Raw genomic sequence first — 24127 nt, 5'->3', positions numbered from 1 at the left:
TTAGCCTTGATCCTTTATTCGGTTTTCATGCTTAGATAGTGCGTAACTTCTAGTTTGTAAATTCTAGTTTGTAACTTCGATTAATTAATCTAGTTTCCCGAATGGGGTGAGTCGTGAATACCAGTCGCTTAATTCCAAATAAAATACAGCGCAAGATGGGTTCAGAATTACTGATCAACGTAACCCCCTCTGAGGCACGGGTTGCCTTAGTTGAGCATGGCGTGCTGCAAGAAGTACACATTGAACGCCGGATGAAACGGGGTTTAGTTGGCAATATTTACAAAGGTAAAATCAGCCGTGTGTTGCCCGGTATGCAAGCCGCCTTTGTCGATATTGGCTTAGATAAAGCCGCTTTTCTACATGCGTCCGACATAGTGCCGCACACTGAATGCGTTGCCGATGTTGAGAAAGGGCATTTCGTTGTCCGCGATATCGCCGAATTAGTCCGCCAAGGACAAGATATTATGGTGCAAGTGGTTAAAGATCCACTGGGCACTAAGGGCGCACGTCTGACTACCGACATCACGCTGCCTTCCCGCTATTTAGTCTTTATGCCTGGCTCTAGCCACGTTGGCGTTTCCCAGCGTATCGAGCTTGAAGAAGAGCGCAGTCGCCTCAAGCAAATCACTTTGCCCTATGTCGATGATGACGGTGGTTTTATTATCCGCACCGCCGCCGAAGGCGTGGGTGAGGATGAGTTATCCCAAGATGCGGCGTTTTTAAGGCGTGTTTGGTCAAAGGTCAGTGAGCGACGTAAGCGCAGTGGCGTGTCGCTCTTATATCAAGATTTAGCCTTACCTGTGCGGATTGTGCGTGATTTTGTTGGTACTGAGCTTGACCGTATTCAGGTCGATTCTCGCCGCACCTTTGCCGAGTTGCAGTCCTTTGCCCAAGAGTTTATGCCTGAAATTGCCGAGAAGATTGAGCATTATTCAGGGCCTGCGCCAATTTTCGATCTCTACGATGTGGAGAACGAAATTCAACGTGCGCTTGGTCGTAAGGTTGAGCTCAAGTCTGGCGGCTATTTGATTATCGATCAGACCGAAGCCATGACGACTGTAGATATCAATACCGGCGCTTTTGTTGGGCACAGAAATCTTGAAGAAACCATTTTTAATACCAATCTCGAAGCGACCCAAGCGATAGCGAGGCAGTTACGTCTGCGTAATCTCGGCGGCATCATTATTATCGATTTTATCGACATGATGACGGCGGATCATAAGGCTCGGGTGCTCAGTAGCTTAACCAGTGCTTTGTCTAAGGATAGAGTGAAAACCAATGTAAGTGGTTTCTCTGGCTTAGGTTTAGTTGAAATGACCCGTAAACGAACTCGTGAGAGCTTAGAGCACGTGGTTTGTGGCGAATGCCCCGCCTGCCATGGCACGGGCAGCATGAAGACGGTTGAGACCGTTTCCTATGAAGTGTTTCGCGAAATCATCCGCTTAAACCGCGCCTATGATGCAGATGAGTTCCTGTTGTACTGTTCGCCTGCCGTGTATCAAAGCCTGCATACCGATGAAAATCATCTGATTGCTGAGCTTGAGGTTTATATAGGTAAGCGTATACGTTTGCAAAATGAGCCTATGTACTCACAGCATAAATACGATGTGGTGATGATGTAGTGGCGGCACCTTTTACTGCAAAAAAACTAAGTCGTTTTTGTTGGCAATTTATCGCGCTAATCTTAGTGCTATTTGCGCTTGCAGTGAGTTTGATCCGTGGCTTATTGCCACAGGTTGATGGGGTGCGTCAGCAACTGGTTGATTACGTAAAAAGCGAATATAAGGTTGATGTGCAAGTGGGGGAATTATCCGCCCACTGGCAAGCGTTTGGTCCGGCAATTAACATAGATAATCTAGTGATCCCGCCGCAGGAACAACTGCCCGTCACTTTGATTATCAAGAATGTGCAAGTGAAGTTAGATTTTTGGCAATCGCTGCTGACCTTCACGCCGCGTATCGAAGATGTCAATTTTGATGGTGTCCATATCGCGTTAAACATGGACAAGCTGAGCGAAAATAATCCCGCCGCAACCAATAAAGCGCCGCAAGTTGATTGGCTCTATGCATTATTGCTCAAGCAACTCGACAGATTTTCGTTAACCCATGCCACAGTGCAACTGCTCAGCTTGCGCCAAGAGTTTCGCCCGATCCATATACGCCAGCTAAATTGGCGCAATAATGGCGAGCGTCACCGCGGTGCAGGGGAACTGTATCTTGATGATAATGCCTCTGAGCATGAATCTCTGGGATTACAGTTAGATCTCAATGGCGATGGCGCGAATCCCGACAGCTTAACGGGGCAGATTTATCTGGCGGCTAACTCATTAGACTTAGGTGAGTGGGCATCGCGTCAGCCTAATCCCTATGATGCGAGCAAAAAATTACCCTTAGAAGGGGTCGTTAATCTTAAGGCTTGGCTTACGTTTGCCGATCGCAGCATCAGTTCTGCCATGGCTCATTTTGAGCCGAGCTGGTTGCAATGGACCTTAAAGGAAGTGCCACAACGATTTGAAATCCAAGCGGGTGATATCGTTTGGCAGCCAAAAGATTCAGGCTGGGAAGTACAGAGCTCAGGGCTCGACTTTGTCACTAACGGTGAGCATTGGCCGCAGTTAACGCTGGCGGCTAAGCGTCAACATGACGAATTCTTTGCCTATGTGAATCAAGTTAACACTCAAAACCTGTTACCCCTGTTACCGCTATTCCCCGGAGTCGATAAAGCCGTATTACATCAATGGCATGCTTTATCGCCTGAAGCCAGTATTGGGCCCATTCGACTGTATCAAAAGGCCGATCAGCCTTTGCTCGCTACTTCTGAGGTGAAACAGTTACATTGGCAGAAGGTCGACGGTATCCCCAATACTCATCCTTTAGATCTGAACTTACATTGGCAAGACAAGACGCTGTATTTCTCTTTGCCTGCACAAGTTTATACCGTGGATTTTGGGGATGAATTTTCGGCGCCACTCGTCTTTAACGGTTCGGTAATTGATGGTCAGTTCAATACTGCAGAGTTGAGTTTAAATGTGCCTCAGTTGCAGCTTGAGAACGATGATATAGGCTTAGATGCTGCGCTGAAATTGGATTTCAGTGCTGCGGCGCATATGGCGCTGGCCGCCAATGTTCATATCAATAATGTCGCCAATGCCGACAAGTATTTCCCCAATAAGGCGATGGGTGAATCACTGGCCGAGTATTTGGATACAGGACTTAAAGCGGGTCAGACCCAAGATGCACAGGTCGTTTGGCGTGGTCCGTTAAACGGGTTCCCCTTCGATGACAATAGCGGCGTGTTTCAAGCGGCATTTACTTTAACGGATGCCCAATTCCAGTTTCAACCCGATTGGCCTGTTGTCACAGACTTATCCCTTAATGCTTTGTTTGAAAATGCTCGTATGGATCTTTGGCTCAACCAAGGCAAGCTGATGAACGTGGATGCCACGGGTGCCCATGTATTTATTCCCGCGATTGGGGAGCACACGCTGCTGAGGATTGAAGCCGAACTTGCTACCCAAGGCAGCGCGGCGACTAAAGTGTTACAAGCCTCGCCTTTGGCGGGTTCAGTGGGTAAAACCTTAGATATCGTGCAAGTACAAGGCGCTGTGACTGGCAATTTGGATATCAGTATTCCGCTGTATGACGGAGGCGCAGAAGATATTCGTGGTCAAATTAGTTTTGATAACACGCCTGTGTATATTGCCCAGCCCGGACTGCAGCTTAATGGCGTAACGGGTATCGTCGACTTTGCGAATGAGGTGGTGACAGGTAAAGGTATTAAAGCGCGTTTGTTCGAACAGCCGCTCAACTTAACCTTTGATACTCAGCCTAAAGGCAAAGATTTCGGTCTTAATCTTTTACTCAAAAGTCGTTGGGATCTGAATCGTCTCCCCGAAGCATTACATAATCCTTTGAGTGATTTCTATCAGGGTAAAATCAGTTGGGACGGCGCTATGACTATGCTGTTTACTGAAAAAGGTTATCAAATTCAAGCCAAAGTAACTTCGGATATGGTTGGCACTCAACTGTCATTCCCAGGATATTTTGCCAAACCCGAAGATGAGCCGCGGCCCTTAGTCGCTGAGTTTATTGGCGATCAAAATGATGCAACCTTAGATGTAAAGCTCGCGAGTCATGCCGAGTTTATCGGTGGTTTCGATAATGAAAAAGGCGCTAACTTTAGTTATTTTGATTTGTTATTGGGGCGTTTATTCGATCAGGATGAAGCCCGAAATACTGAAAAAGGTCATATTCAAATTGACCTTGGTAAGGCGAAACTAGCCGACTGGTTACCTGTGATTAATGCCTTTGTTGGCCAAGAGAAATTACCTAAAACCGGCATCCTCGTCGAGGATATCGACCATGACAGTTTATTCCCTGCGGTGGCGAGTATCGATTCCCATATTGGCCGCCTCGACCTTTTAGGGCAACAGCTGACCGAGCTTAGGCTCAATGCGAAACCCAATGAAACGGGCTGGCGTTTTAATACCGTTGCCAACGAATTTGACGGCTGGGTCGATTTCTATCCCAACTGGCGAACCCAAGGCCTCAAAGTTGTGGCGAGCAAATTCTATTTTTCACCTGAGGTTAAGTCGGATACCGATGCCGATTTTGCCAGCGATCAAGTGCTCACTAACCTGCCGCCCGTGGCCGTGAATGTGGAAGATTTTCGTTTCTTCGATAAGCCTTTTGGCAAGCTAGTCTTGCAGGCGGGCCCACAAGCGGCGGGCTATAAAATCCAAACCCTGTCGTTGACTACGCCTAATGTGACCTTGCAGGGCAGTGGTATTTGGCAGCAACAGGCAGGGCAGAATAAAACTGATTTGAGTGTCGAATTGAACGCCACTCAGTTTAATTACCTCTCGGCTCAGTTGGGCATAGATCCCGGCGTGAATGAAGCGCCATTAAAGGTTAACGCGGATTTGTCTTGGCAAGGTGCGCCTTATGCTTTCTCCCTCGAAACCTTAAATGGCAAGGTGAAGTTCGACTTAGGCAAAGGGCATTTATCTCAGGTGAGTGATAAGGGCGCGCGCATTTTCTCCTTGTTCAGCTTAGATTCTTTGGTACGCAAACTGTCGCTGGATTTCACCGATGTCTTCGGTCAGGGCATGTATTTCAACTCCTTCAATGGCAATCTGCAAATTGATAACGGTGTAGTGAAAACCACTGATACCGAAATGGATGCGATTGCGGGCAATATGAAGGTCCGTGGCTATACGGATCTCACTACTGAAAGTTTGAATTACGATATCCGCTTTGTGCCGCAATTGGCCTCGAGTGTGCCGACTGTGGTATTGCTCAGTACCAGTGCGTGGACGCTCGGTCTGGGCGCATTTGCGCTGACAAAAGTGCTTGAGCCTGTGATTGAAGTAATTTCAGAAATTCGTTTTCGGGTGACCGGCACTATGGCTGAACCTGTGGTTGAAGAGCTGGAACGTAAGAGTAAGGAGATTGAAATTCCCGAGGCTATTTTACCTGTTGTTGGAGTTGAGCGCCCAGCGGCGCAGACCGAAGCTGCGAGTCATAACGCCGATATCACTCAGCCGATAGAAGCGAAATCGACCGAAGCTCAATCAACAGCAGCTAAGCCAACTGAAACTAAGTTAACTGAAGCTCAGTCAACTGAAGTCAAACCAAGCGACGCTAAATCTGAGCCACAGCTTCAAGAAGCACAATCAGAAGCGCTTGAGCCACAAGCAGTTAAGCCTGAAGAGGCCAGAACTGAAGAATCAAAGTCAGAAGAGCCCAAGCCAGCCACAGATCAAATTAAAGCGCCCGATTTAAAGTTAGTGCAACCTCAAGCGACGCCTTCGCCTGAAGCGCCGAACACGCCTGCCACACCAGAGAATCAGCCAGCAGTAGAACCGATTAAGCAAATTCAGGGAGATAACAATGCACATCAGCCTGTTGCAATGTCAGAGCAGTCGCGACGTCAGCGCCAATCTGCTGTTTATCGAATCGCAGCTTAACGAACTCAAACGGGATGCCGATGTGTCCCATTTAGTCGTGTTGCCCGAATGCAGTTTACTGTTTGGTGGCCACGAAAGTCAGCAACTCGCCTATGCGGGTGATGCTCATCAGAGTCCGCTCAAGTCGGCGTTAAGTGCATTGGCAGCCAAATATCAGGTCTTTATGGTGGCTGGCACTATTCCGGCGCTGGCTGAGGATGGCCGCGTCTATAGCCGCAGTTATCTGTTTGATGATAAAGGTGATACTTTAGGGCACTACGATAAGCTGCACCTGTTTGATGTGGATGTTGCCGATGGTACAAAACAATATCGTGAAAGCGAAACCTTCTGCCCCGGTGATCACATTAGCGTTATCGATACACCTTTTGGCAAAATTGGCCTAGCCATCTGTTATGATTTACGCTTTCCCGACTTATTTAGGGCGATGCGTCTTGCGGGTGCTGAGATCATTACCTTGCCGTCGGCCTTCACAAAAGTTACCGGTGAAGCCCATTGGCAAGTATTGCTACAGGCCAGAGCGATTGAAACCCAATGCGTTATTCTCGCCGCCGCTCAGTGGGGACAGCATAATGAAGGTAGCCGGGAAACCTGGGGGCAGAGCATAATAGTCGGTCCTTGGGGCAACATTTTGGCCGAACGTAAATCGGGTACGGGTTGGGTGCAGGCTGAGGTCGATTTAACCGAACTGCACAGTATTCGCCGTAAAATGCCCGTGGTGCAGCATAATCGTTTCCTTGAGCCAAGCTTGAAATAACCGCCCGCACTGGCGAGCGGCAATACCGAATTAGACAGCGATTTACGTACAGAATTAGTACAGCGAATTTACACTCAGAATATCAAGATCCCTTGGGGTCAGAGAGAGCATAGATGCCATTTTTAGCACAAGTAGAGCAAAGTTTATTGAAGAATGGGTTAGCGTTAGAGGGGTTGCAAACCTATCTAAACACCATACATCAACACAAAATCGATTATTCCGATCTCTATTTTCAAGGTAGTCGCCACGAGTCTTGGGTGCTGGAAGACGGCATCATTAAAGACGGTAGTTTCCATATCGAACGCGGTGTGGGCGTGCGGGCGATCAGCGGTGAAAAAACCGGTTTCGCCTATGCTGATGATATTACGCCAGCAGCTCTAAGCGCTGCCGCTCAGGCCGCCCGCGGCATTGCCAGTGCCGGTGAGCAAACTCAGGTTCAAGCCTTTAAACGTCAAAAAGCCTTGGCGTTATACGACAGTTTAGATCCGATTGCGGCAATGGAAGAAGTCAAAAAAATCAATCTGCTGAAAGAAGCCGATGCTTTTATTCGCAGTTTAGATAGCCGCATTATTCAAGTGGTTGTTAGCCTTGCAGGCGTACACGAAGAAATCCTTATCGCCGCCAGTGATGGCACTTTAGCGGCCGATATTCGTCCTTTGGTGCGCTTTAACTGTAGCGTGATCTTAGAAGAAAACGGTAAACGTGAACGTGGCGGCGCCGGTGGCGGTGGTCGTCATGACTACAGCGTATTAATGGCAAGCGATGACACGGGTTTACCTATGTGTTTCGCCTTTGCCCGTGAAGCCGTGCGTCAAGCGCAGGTCAATCTTAATGCTATCGATGCACCAGCGGGCGAAATGCCCGTGGTGTTAGGCAATGGCTGGCCGGGTGTATTGCTCCACGAAGCGGTTGGACATGGTTTAGAGGGGGACTTTAACCGTAAGGGCAGCAGTGCTTTCAGCGGTAAGGTGGGTCAGTTAGTCGCCTCTAAGTTAGTGACTGTGGTCGATGATGGCACCTTGCCTAATCGTCGTGGTTCACTCAGCATCGACGATGAAGGTGTGCCGACTCAAAGAACCGTGTTGATTGAAGACGGTATTTTAAAGGGTTACATCCAAGACAAACTCAATGCTCGCTTAATGGGCGTCGCACCAACGGGTAACGGTCGCCGTGAGTCTTACGCGCATTTGCCTATGCCACGTATGACTAACACCTATATGACGGCGGGTGAGTCGGATCCAAGCGAGATCATCAAGTCAGTCAAGAAGGGCATTTACGCGCCGAACTTTGGTGGCGGTCAAGTGGATATCACTTCGGGTAAGTTTGTGTTCTCCGCATCTGAAGCCTATTTGATTGAAAATGGTGAAGTCACACAAGCCATTAAGGGCGCCACTTTAATCGGTAACGGCCCTGAGGCAATGAGCCAGATTTCTATGGTCGGTAACGATATGGCTTTAGATCAAGGTGTTGGCGTTTGCGGTAAAGACGGTCAAAGTGTCCCTGTAGGCGTAGGCCAACCTACCTTGAAGTTAGATCGCTTAACTGTGGGTGGTACGGCTTAGTATTCGTTCAGCTTGTAGATGCGCGATGGCGATAAGCGTGGTAATAGGTAAGGCTCGATTCGGCTTCGGGCTCATACGGAAAGGTATGCTCATGGCTATGTTACAGTGCATGAGCATGTTGAGCGCCAAGGAGCAAAACTGAGATAAATCGCCTTAGTCGCTCGGTCGAAGAGTACTAGGTTCGATCCTCTGTGATCGTCCTTCTAGCCGCTTACCATGATGGATGTTATCATTCGCAAAGGAAATTAGAGTAACTACTCTAGAGGTGTTAATGAAACTATCACGTGTGGCTTGGCTGTGTTTACTGCCCTTGCCTTGTTTATTGCCTTTGGCTGGCCATGCCCAGCCCACGAGCTTCACCGACGCTTGGCAACAAGTGCTGAAGGTGAGCGATAAGTTGCAAGCGCAATCCCAGGAAGTTAATCGCGCTAAAGGTGAAGAAGAGGCGGGCGAGAGCTTAAATCTGCCCTCCTTGAGCCTTAATGGCAGTTATACCCACCTCGAAAAACCGATTGAACTGGATCTTCGGGATCTCAATCCCTTAGCCTCCCTTGATCCCGCCACTTTGCCACCCGCCCTTGGCGGAGCACTGGCGAGTATTCCGGGATCAATGTTTGTCACACCTTTTACCGAGCAAGATATCTTCCGCGCGAGCTTACAAGCCATGTGGCCGATTTATACGGGCGGGCAGATCACCGCAGCCCAAGGTATACACGCGGCTATGGTGGCCGAGAAGCAACAAGAGTTACAGCTCGCCACCCGGGATTTATTTACCCTATTGGTCGACAGATACTATGCCGTTGATGTCACGCTGGCGCTGGTGAATACCCAAACCGATCTTGTTGGCTCTTTAACTAAGCATGTTGACCATGCGCTCGCGTTAGAGCGAGAAGGGCAAATCGCTAAGGTTGAGCGCCTCAATGCGCAGGTCGCGTTAGATAATGCCAAAGTCAATTTAGGCAGCGCTCGCCGTCAGCACGAAATGGCAGTTATCGCCCTGTCGCGCATGTTGCAGCAAAGCGATGTTGGTACTGAGTCACCTCTATTTGTCTTGCCGCATGCGCCGTCTTTAGGTCAGCTCACCCAAGTGACGCTGAGCCAACATCCAGCGCTTAAATTGCTCGAAGCCAAGGAAGCGCAGGCCAATGGCTTGGTTTCATTAGAACAGGGTAAGTATCACCCCACGGTTTTCCTTTTTGGTAATTATACACTTTACGAAGATGACAGCCTGTTTTCTCAGGTAGAGCCCGATTGGATGGTCGGCGTCGGTGTGAAAGTGCCTATTCTAAGCCGCGATGGTCGCAGTGGTAAGGTCGAAGCCGCCAAGAGTGCACTCTTGCAGGCCCGTTATACCAAGGCGCAAACACGGCAAGACTTGAGTCTGTTACTGGATCAAAGTTATCGCCAATTATTACAGGCCGAAGAAGAAGTGAAGGCGCTGGATACCTCACTCGAACTCGCCAGCGAAAACCTGCGCCTGCGGGAAATCGCCTTTAATCAAGGGCTTTCAACTTCTATCGACAGAGTCGATGCCGAGCTGAAACTCAGCGCAGTCAAGACTCAGCAACTGGCCGCCCGTTATCGTTATGTGCAAGCCTATGCCAGATTAATGGCCATCAGTGGTCAATTAGATGAATTTATCGGTCGTACCATAGCTCGAAACTCAGCTCAAACCACAGCCCCTACCCAAGTGCAGGAGACAAACAATGCGCGCTAACAGAATACTTGCCCTTGTGGCGTTGGTCGCATTAGGCCTTATCTTGGCCTATGGCCTCAAGCTGGCGTACAGTCCGCAGCCGAGCCTGTTGCAGGGCCAGATTGAAGCCCGCGAATACAATGTCTCCTCTAAGGTGCCAGGCCGTGTTGAGCAAGTGCTGGTGCGCCGTGGTGACAGTGTGGCCGAAGGGGATTTGTTGTTCGCCATCCACAGCCCTGAGTTAGATGCTAAGTTGATGCAGGCCGAAGGTGGCCGTGATGCCGCTAAAGCGATGCAGCTTGAAGCCAACAACGGCGCCCGTAGCCAAGAAGTGATGGCGGCCAAAGAGCAATGGCTCAAGGCACAGGCAGCGGCAACGCTGGCTAAAACCACTTATACTCGCGTTGAAAACCTCTTCAATGAAGGAGTGGCCGCGAGACAAAAACGCGATGAAGCCTTTACCCAATGGCAAGCGGCGAAATACACAGAGCAAGCGGCGTTAGCCATGTATCAAATGGCGCAGGAAGGCGCGCGGGTCGAAACCAAAGCCGCTGCCGCCGGTAACGCCCGTATGGCCGAAGGTGCGGTAAAAGAAGTCAACGCCATTATGCAAGATAGCCAAATGCGCGCGCCTAAATCGGGTGAAATCAGCGACGTGCTATTGCAGGCGGGTGAATTAGCGCCGAGCGGTTTTCCGATTGTGAGCCTGATTGACATGCAGGATTCATGGGCCGTGTTCCAAGTGCGCGAAGATCAACTTAAGCGCTTCAAGCAAGGCCAAAAAGTTCAGCTGAATATTCCTGCGCTCGGGCAAGATGTGGACTTTACTGTGTCCCATATCAGCGTGATGGGGGATTTTGCGACATGGCGCTCGACCGAGAGCGGCCACGATTTTGATATGCGCACCTTCGAAGTGGAATTGCGTCCAAGCCAGCCGATTGCCGATCTGCGTGTCGGTATGTCTGTGTTGCTGCGCAGTGAGTAACAGCCGTGACTGAACGCACGCCCAACGCCAATACGGTCGACAAGACTAAGGATGAATCACAGCCATCGAGCAGAAGCTTTATGGCCTTGCTCATCGCGTTAGTTCGCCGTGAGCTCAGTGCCCTGTGGCGCGATCCTTGGCAGTTGGCGCTGATCAGTTATATTCCGCTGATCGGGATTTTCTGCCTGTGGTGGCTATTCAGTGCAGGCTTACCAAGGCAACTGCCGGTGGCGATTGTCGATCAAGACCACAGTCAGTTGAGCCGTATGCTGACCCGTCAGCTGAAGGCTAATCCTGTGACAGAGCCACAAAACTTCACCGATTTAGCCGCGGCTGTGTCGGCGATGCAGCAGGCGAAAGTCTACGCTATCGTGGTCTTTCCCTATGATATGAAAAAAGATTTGCTCACTGGCCACAAGCCCACCATAGATGTGCGCTACAACAGCCAATTTTTGCTGGTGGGCAAGTTACTCTCAAGCCAAATTCAGCTGAGTCTGGGTGACGGTTTATTGCACGTCGCAGGTTTAAAACAGCTCGCCAACGGCACGCCTAAATCCCAAGTGGCAGTCAATTTAAGCCCAGTCAAAAGCCAAACAACGGCGCTGTTTAACCGAAATAACAACTACATAGGCTTCTTAGTGCCACCAGTGCTGATTGCGCTGTGGCAGTTGTTATCTATGTTAGTGATGGCCAACAGCTTAAATCGAGAGCTGCATCTCGCGCCCACGAACCAGAACAATGGCATAGCAAATACCTTAACCGAACATTTTTGGCCTAAGGTGCTGGCGAAATTTGTGTTGTTTACGCCGATATTGATGCTGCAGGGCAGCTTTATTTTAGCTTGGCTGTATTTGTATCTCGCGTTGCCTATGGCGGGCAGTTTAGCCCTATTGCTGGTGGCACAATTGGTGATGTTACTGGCGGTCTGGAGTCTGGTGTTATTCATCTTTGTCGTGATGCGTGACAGTGCGCGGGTCATCAGTTTCTGCACGGCCTTATTTGCGCCCGCGTTTGCCTTTATGGGCATCACTTTCCCCACCCATGATATGCCGCAATTGGCGCAGTGGTGGCGATTGATAATGCCATCGAGCCACTATATTGAGTCCCATGTGAGCGTCGTCAGTTACGGTGCTACTTGGCCGAGCGTGGCGGGCCAACTCAGCAGTTATTGGGGCTTTATCTGTTTGCTGCCTTTGATCTATTTGCTATCGCGTCAATTACTGCCGAGCACGGTTAGCGCGAATAATGTGGTGGCAGTAGTTGACTCGGGCGCAGCTCTGCCTGCGAAGGGGCAATAGGATGAATATCTGGCGACTGATGTTAACTGAACTTAAGGCGATTATTAGCGATAAAGCGATCGCAGTGACCTTGTTTGGCGGCGTGCTGTTTTATTCGATATTGTATCCTTTACCCTATTTAAACCAAGTGCCTACTGAGCAACAGCTGATTGTGGTGGACTTAGATCATTCTTCTTTAAGTCGCCAGTTGATCCGCCATGCTGACGCTAGTGCAAAAATCCAAGTCATAGGCCAAGTGGGTTCGATTACCGAGGCGAAGCGTTTTATTGAGACGCGCAAGGCCCACGGTTTACTGGTGATCCCAGAAGGTTTCCGCCGCGACTTAATGCTGGGTAAGGGAGTGACGTTGAGTTATGGCGGCGATGCCAGTTATTTCCTGATTTATTCCGCGGTTGTCGAAGGCTTAGTGAGCGCCGGTATGGACGCGGGCAAGCAAGTGCAATTGATTGGCATGTTGGCCCAAGGCACAAATCCTAAAAAAGCTGAGCAGAGTGTCAACTCGATTCACCTCAATAGCGTGCCCGCCTTTAACCCAAGCCTAGGTTATACGCCCTATGTAGTACCAGGACTATTTTTGCTGATCTTGCATCAAACCTTGCTCATAGGCACAGGTATTTTAGGGGCAGGGCAATGGCGCCAGAAAGGCTATTGGCAGCAGGTCTCGCCTGTACAACTCTTATGTGGGCGAATACTCGCCTTTATGTTGATTTATCTCTTCTTTACTAGTTTTTACGTCGGCTATTGTTACCACTGGTATCACGTCAGCATTCAGGCTAGTCTGGGTGTTGTCGCGTTATGGTTGTTACCTTTTTTATTGGCTACCGCTGCTGCTGGGGTCGCCATGAGCACCTTGTTTACCCGTCGCGATTTACCGACCCAAGTGCTGCTGTTGATTTCAATGCCAATCCTATTCGTGTCGGGTTTTGTCTGGCCGATAGCGCTCATTCCTGAACCACTGGTTTTAGGTTCGCAGTTTATCCCTGCCGTTCCCGCAATTATGGGTATGTTAGAACTCAATCAAATGGGCGCAAGTTGGGCGAGTGTGATGCCAAAATGGCTACAACTCTGGGGCTTATTTGCCGTCTTTTTTAGCTTAGCGATCTTGGGTATTAAACGCAGAGTGAGATTGTTGGCTGAAGCTAATCAGCTTTGATGGGACTCGCGGGACAGAGCATCTCGCGAGTGTTTACAGGTCTTGTACTTTACAGGGGCTGTTTAGGTACTTCTGTAATTAATCTTTAGAAGTAAAGACTTTCTACAATTTTACCATCGACGAGCATGTCGCACTTATCGCCCGAGCTCGATTTAGTCGCTTGAATGACGCCGGCAATCGCGCCAAATGCGCCACCTTGGCTGCTGAGCACTGAACCGAAATAGCATTGGCTAGAAATTTTGAAATCCTTGTATTTACCGCTCAAGTTTTGGGTCGGAGTATAAGGAGGGAAAGTGCCTTTCATAACAGAGTCGCCATTTACCGAGAGTGAAATGTTTTTGCGTTCTGTATCAAAACTGCCACCAAAAACTAAGTTAATACCATCGATTTCAACGGTTTTTTCTTGAGCGATAATAGGTGGTTTTGCGGCGCAGGCGGCGAGAAAACAGCTGCCAATGGCCAGAGAGATTAAAGTAATTTTACGCATGTCATCTTCCTTTTGATGCGATAAAACAAATGAAGCAGTCGCTTCGCAAATTAAACGGCCCCTGTTTAGTTTTGCCGAACGATTATATCTATATCTGCTTCATTTCCAATAACAAATTTAATACAAATGAAAAATTATCCTGTCTTGAGCTTATCCCTGCTTATTCCGTTAAGTTAACTCTCATCGCGCAGATAGCCAGCAAAGTGCCCTTGTTGGGTTGTCTTCTTATTGGTTTTGGGGGAGAATGCGCGCCGAAAAAATGGCCGAGGTACTCAGTATCTCGGTTATTTTTATTTAGAGAGTATGCGTTTTAAAACAATTGAGGCCGGTAAACATCCGGAAATGATATGAGGTTCGACTGAACCTATTTTAATGAGGACAAATCAATGGGGCTGTTGTGCGCCGAATTTTCGGTCATTGCCGTAAATCAAGTTGTTGAGTTAGCCATTAAGCCTAAAGTGCTGATGGTGAGTCACATGCCAAAACCAATTGCAGATGCATGGTTAGCTGTTCAACCCTGTGCAATGGGGGCGTGATCATGAGTCAACACAAACCGGGTTTGAAGCAGACCCTCAATTTATGGCAAGTGGTAGTGATGGGGCTCGCCTATCTCACGCCTATGGCTGTTTTTGACACCTTTGGTATTGTTTCCGAGATTACCTCTGGCCATGTGGCTACGTCTTATCTATTCGCGCTGGCGGGAATTTTGTTTACCGCGTTCAGTTATGGCCACTTAGTGCGTAAATATCCCTACGCGGGATCAGCCTACACCTACGCCCAGAAAACCTTTAGTCCGAATGTCGGCTTTATGGTGGGCTGGTCGTCACTGCTTGATTATATGTTTATGCCAATGATCAACATGTTGTTGGCAAAAATCTATTTAACCGCCATGTTCCCCACTGTCGAACCTTGGATCTTCATTTTCGCACTCGTGACCACAATGACCCTGCTCAATCTTAAAGGGATTGATTTGGTGGCTAACTTTAATGGGGTGATAGTGTTTGTGCAGATCGCCATTATTCTCGTGTTTATAGCATTAATGGCCTATAGCATTTCCCTTGGTGAAGGCGAAGGTGCAATTGCGAGCGTACGACCTTTTTATGCCGAGAATATGGCGATTGTGCCGTTATTTACTGGCGCCACTATTCTGTGTTTTTCCTTCCTCGGTTTTGACGGTTTGAGCTCGCTGACCGAAGAAACTAAAGATGCTCAACGTGTTATTCCTCGCGCTATCGTGTTGACCGCCTTGATTGGTGGGGTGATTTTTGTCGGCGTGTCTTATTTCCTTCAGCTTTATTTCCCCGATATTTCCCGCTTCCAGCAGCTTGATGCGGTATTGCCCGAAATCGCACTCTACGTTGGAGGAAACCTATTTCAGTCCATCGTATTAGTGGCGACTACAGTGGCGGTGTTGGCATCCGGCATGGCTGCACACGCTGGCGTTGCACGGATTTTGTATGTGATGGGGCGAGATAACATGCTGCCACGTAAAGGGTTTGCTTATATCCACCCTAAGTGGCGTACCCCTGCATTTAATGTCTTATTGGTGGGAGCGCTGGCGCTGTCTGCGGTATCATTTGATTTGGAAATGGCCTTAGCCTTAGTGAATTTTGGCGCTTTAGTGGCGTTCACCTTCGTGAACTTAGCCGTCATAGTGCAGTTTTATGTGAGGGAGCGACGTAATCAATCCTTTAAAGATCACCTGCAATACTTAGTCTTGCCCCTGTGTGGCGCTGGCACTATTGGCGTGCTTTGGGCGAACTTAGAGCCACAGTCATTAGAATTGGGATTAATTTGGGCTGCCGCGGGAGCTTTATATTTGGCCCTGCGTAGCATACGTTTACGCCGAGCAGTAGAGTTACAAAATTAGTTGCTGCATAGGATCATAGCGTTGCAGCTATTGTTAATAACTGACAAGGGTTTGATTGAGGCAGCATAGCCTTCTAATCAAACGTCCAATTGAAAAGACCCGCATTCGCGGGTCTTTTCAGTTTGCTTAATCGAGTTTTAAAGCGATGGCACTGTGAAACCTAAGTTGTCAGTGACCACATTTTTAGGGGTTGTGACTTTCAGCGATACACTAGCATTGGCCGATGCCGTAAATTTCAGCGGCGAACCTAGACTGCCTTTAGCATAAACAGTATTGGGCACTTCGAAGGTTTTAGGCGCTCCAGCACAATCGACGCAAAGCTCGATACTTGTCTGAGCAGGCATGATTTGATTCGCGCTGTCGTGGACAAATACTACAAACTCAGAACTCGCACCAACGGCGACAGGTTTGATGTCATTCACACTCGGCAATAACACACCGTCTTGCATCACACTGAGATAAGCCTGTGAGCCTGACATGCTCATTACTAAGGCTTTGCGGATATAGGTTTTATTGGCTTGGCCTTTGCCGCAGAGTGCGCTTTCGCATTGTGGACCGTTAAATTTACCATCGGCAAAACTATATTCTTTTGCTTGGGTATTCCAAAATGGTTCGGCTGAATTCCGAATGCCATCTTCATTGTCATCCCTAAACGCATCACCTAGATCACTGAAACCACTAGGCAAATAGGCTTCGATGTCCATGCCATTACCTGTGCATTTTTTCGGGACGCCTGAATTCGTTAAACAAGCCAAGTCGGTCACAGGCATGCCATTGATGTCTTTACTGATATCGGCATCATCGAAGATGTTATTGCCATTGGTATCGAAGAAGGTTTCGTGACCTAAGGCATAAGCGAGAATCGTGATGCGGTGATCGGGTACGCGTGCTGATTGTGATGTCCAAACGACGCTACAAGTGCCATTTTTAGTTAAACATGGAGAGGTTATGCCACCACCTTCTGTGGTGAAGTTGACCGCGGTATCATCGGGCGCTGGATTACCGAAACTATCTGAGGCTCGAATAGTGATAGTGGCAGTTTCACCATTAAAGTCACCTGCTTCTGGATTGAATACTGTCGTTGATAGGCTAAACCCAAGCTGTTGCGGTAGACCAGTATTTACAGTTAATTGTTCAGATTGGCTAGTGATGACTTCTTTAGTATCAGTATCAACGGCGGTAGCGACCACACGCACAGGTGTGGGGACAGTGCCGGATAATACGCGCACACTGGCGATACCTTGGGAGTTAGTCAGGCTTTGCGCATTCGCAGTGCCATTAGCAAAACTTAAACCACCAACCACAGTGTCTAAGGTAAAGCTGACTTCTTGCTGCGCTGCGGGTTGGCCATTAGCGCTGGTGACTTTGAAGCTGACTAAAGAGGATTCGCTTGCACCTGTGCCGCCCGCACCTTTGATGCGAATTTGTGCTGGCTCTGCTGACTCAAAACTTAAGCTGGCAAGGGTTTGGCGTTGTAGAGTAAATGGGAAATTTGCCGTTAGCGTCTGATTACCTGCTACTGTCGTGGCGATGATTTGGTCGCTACGTTCACTGTTGCCACTGCAACTGGTGTCTTGGAAGGTTGAGCTCGCATTACCCGATAAGGTCGTCACTGGGGTATCGAGTGTCGCACTATTGCTGTTGGTGCAATCTGAGCTAAAGCTGATGGAAGAGGGGGTTTGCACTCGGGTAATAGTACCGTCATTGGCCTCTAAGACTAAACTTGCGGTCACCCCAAAGCTGCCACCTGCGCTGATCTTATATGCGCCATTGGCATCGGCCGTTAAGGTACTCGCCAGTTTACCTTCAGTAAAGACAGCGCCATTGAATGAGCCGAGTTTCAGCGTACCTTCTTGATTGACCGCATCTTTACTCAAGACTTCATACAGACTGCTGGTTTGCAGCGATTGACCTTGGTAGTCCACTGTGACCGTGAGGGAGTTTGCCCCTAATTCAGTTGCACTTGGCGTATAAGGCACCTGGGCAATACCTTGATTGTCGGTTAATGCACTTGCAGGATTCAGCGCTGCAGAGCCGGCGCTGAACGTCACTTTCGCGCCTTCGATGCCGTTGCTTTCGCTATCGAGCAATATGGCTTGCAGTTGTACCGACTCATCGACTTTGAAGCGAGTCACTAAGGCTGAGCTATTTAAAATACTGGCGCTGAGTTTAGGTGCTGCAGGAGAAGTACCATCGCTAACACCTAAAAACTCAAACTTGCGCGTAGCTGTTAGCGCCGTTGTGGAATCTTTTGGAGTTGTCGTTGCAGTAATTGTCCCTGCATTGACAAGTAAATCAGGATTACTAACGATAATAATGGCTTCACCGTTATTGTCTGTTAGTTTGCTATTAGGTGTTAATACACCAAGGTCTGTCGTAAAGTCGACTTTCTGCTTGCTCACTGTAGCTGAGCCTTTCTTTAACTTCGCGACTGCGCAAAAACCTGTGTCTTTAGGGAAACTTTGGAGTGAAGTAACACTGCCGCATTCAGAACCCGATAAGGTCTTAAAGTCGATAGACAGTTTATAAATACCGTCAGTGGCATCTGTGCCACCGTTATCTTCGTCCGCAGGGCCGTTACAGGCCCCGAGTCCAAATAGTCCAATAAAAAGCAAAGCTAGGCTACATAACGTTTTGCTAAGTCGCATAAGCAACATCCTTGTGGGGCTGAAGTTAATTAGTCTTGGATTTCGCTGCGTAGATATTTAAACAGCTCTTTAGATGATTTTGATTCTGGACCTTTGGCCAGTTCTTTGGTCGCTTGACGCACCAAAGTACGCAGTTTTTGTCTGTCTAATTGCGGATAATGCTCAACTAAGGTTTGAATTTCAGCATCACCTTGGGTGAGTAAGCGTTCACGCATTTTTTCGAACATCTGCAACTTCGCAGTTTCGTTGTTGTTTTTATTCAACACGATAGCGAGTGAAGCCTTAATAGGCTCGATATCAAAATTACGCATCAATTTGCCGATATACTGCATGTGGCGACGATACGCCTCAGTATTAACCTTGATTTTGCGTGTTTGCAGGATAGCGTCGTACAAAAACTCATCCAGCTCGATTTTATCTAGCTGAGTTTTGCTCAGTGAAACAAGCTCCATACCGACTTTTTGCACGGCTTCGCTATCACGCTTGTCCGTTGTTTTACTGCTGACATAATCTTCATCTATGTCGTAGGGCTGTTTAAAATGTTCTGAATCACCAACAATCTTCATATCGATAAAACCTCAAGTAAATAACTGGCTAATAATAACATCTCCAGCCAAAAATCGCCTAGGTGAATGTGTTGAAACAAAGACCAGAGCCCCTTTTGCGCCTTAGCCTAGTGTTGGACCGCGACTCAGTGTCACGCTAATAATTAATGTGAATGGGATTTGTGTTTGTTATGCTAGCGTCATTGCCGACAACGAAAGAGTAGCTTTGTGTCTTTGAACAGAATCGATAGTGAATTGGGCGCGCTGAAAGATGCGGTGGCCGTGGCGCTGGAATATGCCAACAAATTAGGAACGAACGCTGCCGAAGTGGCGATCAGTAAACAACAAGGTTTGTCGGTTTCTACCCGTTTAAAAGAAGTTGAAACCGTTGAATTTAATAAAGATGGTGCCTTAGGGATTACGGTTTACCGCGATGGTTGCAAGGGCAGTTCATCGACGTCGGATTTAAGTCCAGAGGCCATTGCCTTAGCGGTGAAAGCGGCCGACGATATCGCCCGTTATACTTCTCCGGATCCATTCAGTGGTCTTGCCGATAAAGCCTTGATGGCAACTCAGAACCGCGATCTTCAACTGTATTATCCACAAGATATTTCCCCCGATGAGTTAGCACAACTAGCGATCCGCGCCGAAACTGCAGCGCTCGATGCCGATCCACGTATCAATAATTCCGACGGCGCCAGTGCCAATGCTCACACTGCGGTTAAAGTGTATGGTAACAGCCACGGTTTCTTAAACGGTTATTGCAGCTCGCGTTATAGCTTAAGTTGCAGCGTGATCGGTGAAGATAGTGAAGGCAATATGCAACGGGATTACGATTACACTATCGCCCGTAAATTCAGCGAGATGCTTGCACCTGAAGCGGTCGGTTTAAAGACCGCCGAGAAGACAGTAAGCCGCCTCGGTGCGCGCAAGATCGCGACGACGCGTTTACCCATTTTATTAGCGCCAGATATCGCCACAGGGTTAATCGGCCACTTTATCGGTGCGATCAGCGGTGGCAGTTTATACCGTAAATCCAGTTTCTTATTGGATTCGATCAACACCCAAATTTTCCCCGATTGGTTCAATATTGAAGAGCAGCCGCATTTACTCGGCGCTCTAGCGAGTGCGAACTACGACAGTGAAGGCGTGGCGACCCAAGATAGACGCATTATTGACCGCGGCATGTTAGAAACCTATTTGCTGACCAGCTACTCGGCGCGCAAGTTAGGCTTAACCAACACGGGCCATGCGGGCGGTATTTATAACTGGACGCTCGGCCACACAGGCCAAACCTTCGACGAATTGGTGAAAGACATGGGCACAGGTTTGATTGTGACCGAAGTTATGGGTCAAGGCGTGAACATGGTCACGGGGGATTATTCCCGTGGTGCGGCGGGTTTCTACGTTGAAAACGGTGAGATCCAATATCCAGTGGAAGAGATCACTATCGCGGGTAACTTAAAAGAGATGTTCCGTGGCGTGCAAGCCGTGAGTAAGGATTTTGATCTGCGCTCATCGATTCGTACCGGCGGTATCTTGTTATCTGAAATGAAGATTGCGGGTAACTAATTCATAGTCTCACTCATTCAGCCGTGCTGCATAGCGCTTAAGTCGTCTCAGCGTTTTAGTGCCTGTACTTTAGCGCTAGTAGCATGAATGTGGTTTGAGCATAAAAAAAGGGCAAGCGATTAATCACTTAATCTGCTTGCCCTTTTTGTTTAACGTTTGGATTAGAGCTGTTCGACCTAAAAATCCGCGCTGTTAAAAACTCTGTTGTTAAAAACAGTGCCTTTAAAATCAGTCGTTAAAATGCATAGCTTGCGTTGAGTTCGAACGAGCGACCTGCACCGGCAATTTGGTTAAAGCCATTGGTATTATCGGCCTTAAATTCCGCTACACTTACGCCGCCCAGTGGCAGCTCATAGTAGCTGTCGAACAGGTTATTCACGGCGAAGGTGACAGTCAGATCCTGCCATTTCATACTGCTGTTCAAATTGAGCAAGGAGTAGCTGTCGGTTTCATTTTCAAGGCGGCGGTCATCTACGCGATCTTTGGTCGCAACCCATTGCCATGAAAGACTGTTTTCCCACTGACCTAACTGATGTTGCAGTGCCAGCTCTGTTTGCAACGGCTTGATTTGATATAAAGGTTCATCACCTTCATCTCGCTCGCCACGGGTGACATTCACTTTGCCTAACACTTGCCATTTACCTGTGCTGGTTTCGGCAAACTGATAGAGCGCATTAAAACGTGCGCCATAGAGATTGGCATCTAAGTTAGTGAATTGGAGAATATTGCGTTTGCCATCAGGCGAACTGGTGCGGTTGAAGCTACCAATGACTTCGGCATCGACATAGTCAGTCACAGCTGTGTACCAAGCTGTGGTCGAGACTTGCCAGCTATCACCGTTATATTTGTAGGCTGCGCTCAGGGTATGGGCGGTTTCTGGTTTAAGATCCGGATTACCTACGTAACCATTACCATCACCATACCAACCTATCATAGTGGTCGCCATAGTGCCGCGGCCCCAGCTGTAACGTTCGTACAGATTCGGTGCACGATTCTTGCGGGCTAAACCAAACTCAAGTTGTTGATTAGTCGATAATTGATAGCGCGCCAGTAAGGTGGCATCGATCAGATTATCATCACGCTTTCTGTCCATCTCGTTAAAGGCCTGCGCCGCAGCGGCATCCATATTCGGCATGCCCATCATAGGCATGTTGCTATAGGCTTGGACTTCACCTGTATTGGTGGTGACATACTCAAAGCGAACACCCGCCGATAACCACCAGCTTTGACTTAAATCTTGCTGCCATTCGCCATAAACGGCGGCGCGGCGGCGTTCACCATCGTTGATGTTGATGTAGTCATTGGGCGCCATCATAGTGCCAGGCACCGCAGGCCAAACATCGTCGAGCTGGTAGCTATAATATTCTTGGCCGACCAGTAAGGTGCTGTCATCGCCTATTGGCAAGCGCCAGTGCAGTTGATAGCTGTAGTCATCACCTTCAGTGTTCATCGGCATCTTGCCGGTTTTCTCTGGGGTGAAAAAGCCCATCTCGTGCTTCACGCCGTGCCAATTGAATTGGGCGCTGAACTCACCGTCATCGTCGAGTTTGAGTTGATAACGGGCGAGGGCACCGTAACTCTTGTTATCCGTCATATCCATGTATTGGTTAGCAAAACCTTGGAATGGAATATTTTGATGGGTCAGTTTGATGGCAACTTGTTGAGTCTCATCGCGCCATGCGGCGGTCAATGCATGGTTTTGTGCGCGGTATAGAGTATCTATGACTTTATCGCCATTGCCATCTTTATAGCTGTTGGCATCTTCATAGGCGCCTTGATAGCTAAGGCTGATATTTTTGCTGGCAACTGTGGCATTGGTGCCCAGTAGCAAGGTATCACTCACGCTGCGGTATCCCGTTGAGATATCGCCGCTATTCCACTTTATGCTATCGCTTTCGCCAAATTTAGGATTAAGGCTGCTGACTTTGATCACACCCGCGATATTGTCGCCACCCGCGCTGACGGGCGAAACACCCGCAATCACTTCGGCTGTGGTGACTTGATTGGCGGAAATATAGGACAGCGGTGGATTCATTTGGTTGGCGCAGGAAGCGGTAATGTCCGCACCATCAACTAACACTTTAATGCGATCGCCCATCATGCCATTGAGGATAGGCAGGGCCGATACGCCACCCGCTTCGGAGAAATCTACTCCTTGTCCTTTCAGCAGGTTTTCAGCCGAACCTAACGTGTTGCGGTTTTCGGTCTGTTGGCCGTGGACTTCTAAGCGTTCAATATTGGCTAACTCGCTGTCATCGGCCATTGCCTGCGGTGCTAACGATAAGCCCATGGCGATTGCGAGGGATGAGGAAATTACTGAAGTTTTAAACGGGTGAGATAAATACGCAGAATTTGCAGCCATCTTATTGTCTTCCATTCACTTGGATTAATTGCGCTGCATTATAAAGAGCATCTCAGTGTGGCAGGTGCGGCATATTGTCGCAGAGGGTAACAAAGCGAGTTAAAAACAGAATTGAGCTTGAGCAGAAGGTAAATTCCTCGCACTTGAATCACTTAGGCCATGATTTTCTTTGACTCTTTAAACATTGTGCTCATCAATCATCAATCATCGATAAGCGTATCAATGGAACCTTGTCTTATCGGCCGTCAAAGGTGGGATGAGTTTTTAAGATGCGAGCTAACCAAAATACTTGCTATACAGCCGCTGAGTTTCGCCTTGGGAATCCATGGCGGCGAGTGCTTTGGCAAACTGGAAAGCTTTAGAATCAGGCGCTAACACTGTGGGATTATTGTCTGGGCTGATGGGGGTATCGGCGCGATAGTTTGGGTTGTGCCTACCGCGGTAGTGACGGCTTTTTTTCGAGAAGCCGAGGTACATTTCCTGCGCTGATTGGCAGCAGTCATAGTGGAGTTTGAACTGAGTGGGGTCGCGATCGTTAAGGTAATAATGCAGTGTGGTTTGATCGTAGATGAAAAAATCCCCTTGGTTTGAAAGCAAATAATCCAAGGCTTTAGACACATTGAGTTCAGGCGGTTTACGTACTTGTATTTTGTCCGGCAGGCCGCCAAAGTCGTAACTGCCGGGGGCGATTAAGAGGGTCATCTTGTTGTTGACCAACTGCTCAATCGAGCGAATATCGGCGGCGCCCGCACGGCTAATGCCTATGGCGCGTTCTGAAAGTCCATTAGGGATAAAATGCGCGTATTTAGCCCGATCTTCGGTGAAGTTAAGCCCGGGATAAAAGTCGATATTGCCGAGTTTGAGATCCCGCAGTATGCGTAATTTAGGTGCGCGCACCACATTGAGTTTGCAGCCAATCTTGTCCGCTGCCGCTTGGTAAAGGTCGTGATAAAATCCCGTGTTATTGGGCTCATCTCCAATAAAAGGTAAGCGTTCGCTGGTGCGATACCCCATGGTAATCACGCAGGCGTCTGAACTGGAAAAGGCATTGGCGAGCGGGGCTTGAAGCGTCATCAGCAAAAGCAGTGCGCCGAGCCAAGGTTGAGCGACTAAGGTGGATTTCAAATTGATCTCCTTATCTGTCGATTACAAAGTGTAACCTGAGTGCCAATAAAGGTTATGGCAAAATCCGTAAACTAAATCTTAAAATTCATTAACTAAATCTTA

16 protein-coding genes are annotated in these 24127 nt (G+C 48.5%); 11 read left to right on the top strand and 5 right to left on the bottom strand.

The genetic code is table 11. The annotated features are described in order from the left end of the window. Positions 1-155: 155 nt before the first annotated feature. From rng to NE536_RS12765, 8 genes are all read left to right on the top strand, one after another. Complete coding sequence (gene rng / locus NE536_RS12800) at positions 156-1622, top strand: ribonuclease G (protein ID WP_006087039.1); 1467 nt, start codon at positions 156-158, stop codon at positions 1620-1622. Further along, on the top strand, positions 1622-5968 hold the full coding sequence (locus NE536_RS12795) for a YhdP family protein (RefSeq protein WP_261272921.1): 4347 nt from the start codon (positions 1622-1624) through the stop codon (positions 5966-5968). The genes rng and NE536_RS12795 overlap by 1 nt, the downstream gene beginning before the upstream one ends. Beyond that, the gene (locus NE536_RS12790; RefSeq protein ID WP_261272920.1) at positions 5892-6722 is read left to right on the top strand and encodes a carbon-nitrogen hydrolase family protein; all 831 of its coding nucleotides are present in this window, start codon (positions 5892-5894) and stop codon (positions 6720-6722) included. Before NE536_RS12795 ends, NE536_RS12790 begins: the two co-directional genes overlap by 77 nt. Positions 6723-6835: 113 nt before the next feature. After that, on the top strand, positions 6836-8284 hold the full coding sequence (gene tldD / locus NE536_RS12785) for a metalloprotease TldD (RefSeq protein WP_261272919.1): 1449 nt from the start codon (positions 6836-6838) through the stop codon (positions 8282-8284). Positions 8285-8555: 271 nt separating this feature from the next. Continuing rightward, positions 8556-10001, top strand: coding sequence for a TolC family protein (locus NE536_RS12780; RefSeq protein WP_261272918.1), 1446 nt, complete (start codon positions 8556-8558; stop codon positions 9999-10001). Beyond that, the gene (locus NE536_RS12775; RefSeq protein WP_261272917.1) at positions 9991-10965 is read left to right on the top strand and encodes an HlyD family secretion protein; all 975 of its coding nucleotides are present in this window, start codon (positions 9991-9993) and stop codon (positions 10963-10965) included. The genes NE536_RS12780 and NE536_RS12775 overlap by 11 nt, the downstream gene beginning before the upstream one ends. 80 nt (positions 10966-11045) lie before the next feature. Further along, the gene (locus NE536_RS12770; protein ID WP_261272960.1) at positions 11046-12263 is read left to right on the top strand and encodes an ABC transporter permease; all 1218 of its coding nucleotides are present in this window, start codon (positions 11046-11048) and stop codon (positions 12261-12263) included. A gap of 1 nt (position 12264) precedes the next feature. Then, entirely contained in the window at positions 12265-13416 is a 1152-nt protein-coding gene (locus tag NE536_RS12765) for an ABC transporter permease (RefSeq protein WP_261272916.1), read from the top strand. Between the two features lie 85 nt (positions 13417-13501). Here the strand turns inward: NE536_RS12765 and NE536_RS12760 are convergent, their stop codons facing one another. Beyond that, positions 13502-13903, bottom strand: coding sequence for a hypothetical protein (locus NE536_RS12760; RefSeq protein ID WP_220776333.1), 402 nt, complete (start codon positions 13901-13903; stop codon positions 13502-13504). Positions 13904-14289: 386 nt separating this feature from the next. Between NE536_RS12760 and NE536_RS12755 the strand changes: the two genes are divergently transcribed. Both NE536_RS12755 and NE536_RS12750 read left to right on the top strand, forming a co-directional pair. Then, the gene (locus NE536_RS12755; protein WP_259560319.1) at positions 14290-14439 is read left to right on the top strand and encodes a hypothetical protein; all 150 of its coding nucleotides are present in this window, start codon (positions 14290-14292) and stop codon (positions 14437-14439) included. A gap of 2 nt (positions 14440-14441) precedes the next feature. Further along, a complete protein-coding gene (locus tag NE536_RS12750; protein WP_261272915.1) occupies positions 14442-15773 on the top strand; it encodes an APC family permease in 1332 nt (443 codons plus the stop codon). Positions 15774-15910: 137 nt separating this feature from the next. On the opposite strand, the gene NE536_RS12745 is transcribed toward NE536_RS12750, so the two are convergent. Further along, a complete protein-coding gene (locus tag NE536_RS12745; RefSeq protein ID WP_261272914.1) occupies positions 15911-18421 on the bottom strand; it encodes an Ig-like domain-containing protein in 2511 nt (836 codons plus the stop codon). 29 nt (positions 18422-18450) lie between these two features. Beyond that, positions 18451-18987 carry a ribosome biogenesis factor YjgA gene (gene yjgA / locus NE536_RS12740; protein WP_006087030.1) on the bottom strand — a complete coding sequence of 179 codons (537 nt, stop codon included), beginning with the start codon at positions 18985-18987 and terminating at the stop codon, positions 18451-18453. A gap of 207 nt (positions 18988-19194) precedes the next feature. On the opposite strand from yjgA, the gene pmbA reads away from it, so the two are divergent. Next, the gene (gene pmbA, locus NE536_RS12735) at positions 19195-20538 is read left to right on the top strand and encodes a metalloprotease PmbA (RefSeq protein ID WP_261272913.1); all 1344 of its coding nucleotides are present in this window, start codon (positions 19195-19197) and stop codon (positions 20536-20538) included. A gap of 235 nt (positions 20539-20773) precedes the next feature. Here the strand turns inward: pmbA and NE536_RS12730 are convergent, their stop codons facing one another. Together NE536_RS12730 and NE536_RS12725 are read right to left on the bottom strand one after the other, a co-directional pair. Continuing rightward, positions 20774-22900 (bottom strand): TonB-dependent receptor, encoded by a 2127-nt coding sequence (locus NE536_RS12730; protein WP_261272912.1) that lies wholly within the window; start codon positions 22898-22900, stop codon positions 20774-20776. Between the two features lie 276 nt (positions 22901-23176). After that, positions 23177-24025: a substrate-binding periplasmic protein gene (locus tag NE536_RS12725; protein ID WP_006083237.1), complete on the bottom strand. Its 849-nt coding sequence runs from the start codon at positions 24023-24025 to the stop codon at positions 23177-23179. Positions 24026-24127: the final 102 nt, after the last annotated feature.

It is taken from the genome of Shewanella septentrionalis (assembly GCF_025370265.1).
Classification (GTDB): domain Bacteria; phylum Pseudomonadota; class Gammaproteobacteria; order Enterobacterales; family Shewanellaceae; genus Shewanella; species Shewanella hafniensis.
The sequence above is the reverse complement of the archived record's forward strand: the minus strand, read 5'-3'. Positions and strand labels throughout refer to the sequence as shown.

Excerpts from the sequence above, each read along its gene's own strand:
- NE536_RS12760 (WP_220776333.1), bottom strand. The coding sequence starts at position 13,903 with ATGCGTAAAATTACTTTAATCTCTCTGGCCATTGGCAGCTGTTTTCTC.
- NE536_RS12765 (WP_261272916.1), top strand. The coding sequence starts at position 12,265 with ATGAATATCTGGCGACTGATGTTAACTGAACTTAAGGCGATTATTAGC.
- rng (WP_006087039.1), top strand. The coding sequence starts at position 156 with ATGGGTTCAGAATTACTGATCAACGTAACCCCCTCTGAGGCACGGGTT.
- NE536_RS12730 (WP_261272912.1), bottom strand. The coding sequence starts at position 22,900 with ATGGCTGCAAATTCTGCGTATTTATCTCACCCGTTTAAAACTTCAGTA.
- yjgA (WP_006087030.1), bottom strand. The coding sequence starts at position 18,987 with ATGAAGATTGTTGGTGATTCAGAACATTTTAAACAGCCCTACGACATA.
- NE536_RS12775 (WP_261272917.1), top strand. The coding sequence starts at position 9,991 with ATGCGCGCTAACAGAATACTTGCCCTTGTGGCGTTGGTCGCATTAGGC.
- NE536_RS12770 (WP_261272960.1), top strand. The coding sequence starts at position 11,046 with ATGGCCTTGCTCATCGCGTTAGTTCGCCGTGAGCTCAGTGCCCTGTGG.
- NE536_RS12790 (WP_261272920.1), top strand. The coding sequence starts at position 5,892 with ATGCACATCAGCCTGTTGCAATGTCAGAGCAGTCGCGACGTCAGCGCC.
- NE536_RS12750 (WP_261272915.1), top strand. The coding sequence starts at position 14,442 with ATGAGTCAACACAAACCGGGTTTGAAGCAGACCCTCAATTTATGGCAA.
- tldD (WP_261272919.1), top strand. The coding sequence starts at position 6,836 with ATGCCATTTTTAGCACAAGTAGAGCAAAGTTTATTGAAGAATGGGTTA.
- NE536_RS12780 (WP_261272918.1), top strand. The coding sequence starts at position 8,556 with ATGAAACTATCACGTGTGGCTTGGCTGTGTTTACTGCCCTTGCCTTGT.
- NE536_RS12755 (WP_259560319.1), top strand. The coding sequence starts at position 14,290 with ATGGGGCTGTTGTGCGCCGAATTTTCGGTCATTGCCGTAAATCAAGTT.
- NE536_RS12745 (WP_261272914.1), bottom strand. The coding sequence starts at position 18,421 with ATGCGACTTAGCAAAACGTTATGTAGCCTAGCTTTGCTTTTTATTGGA.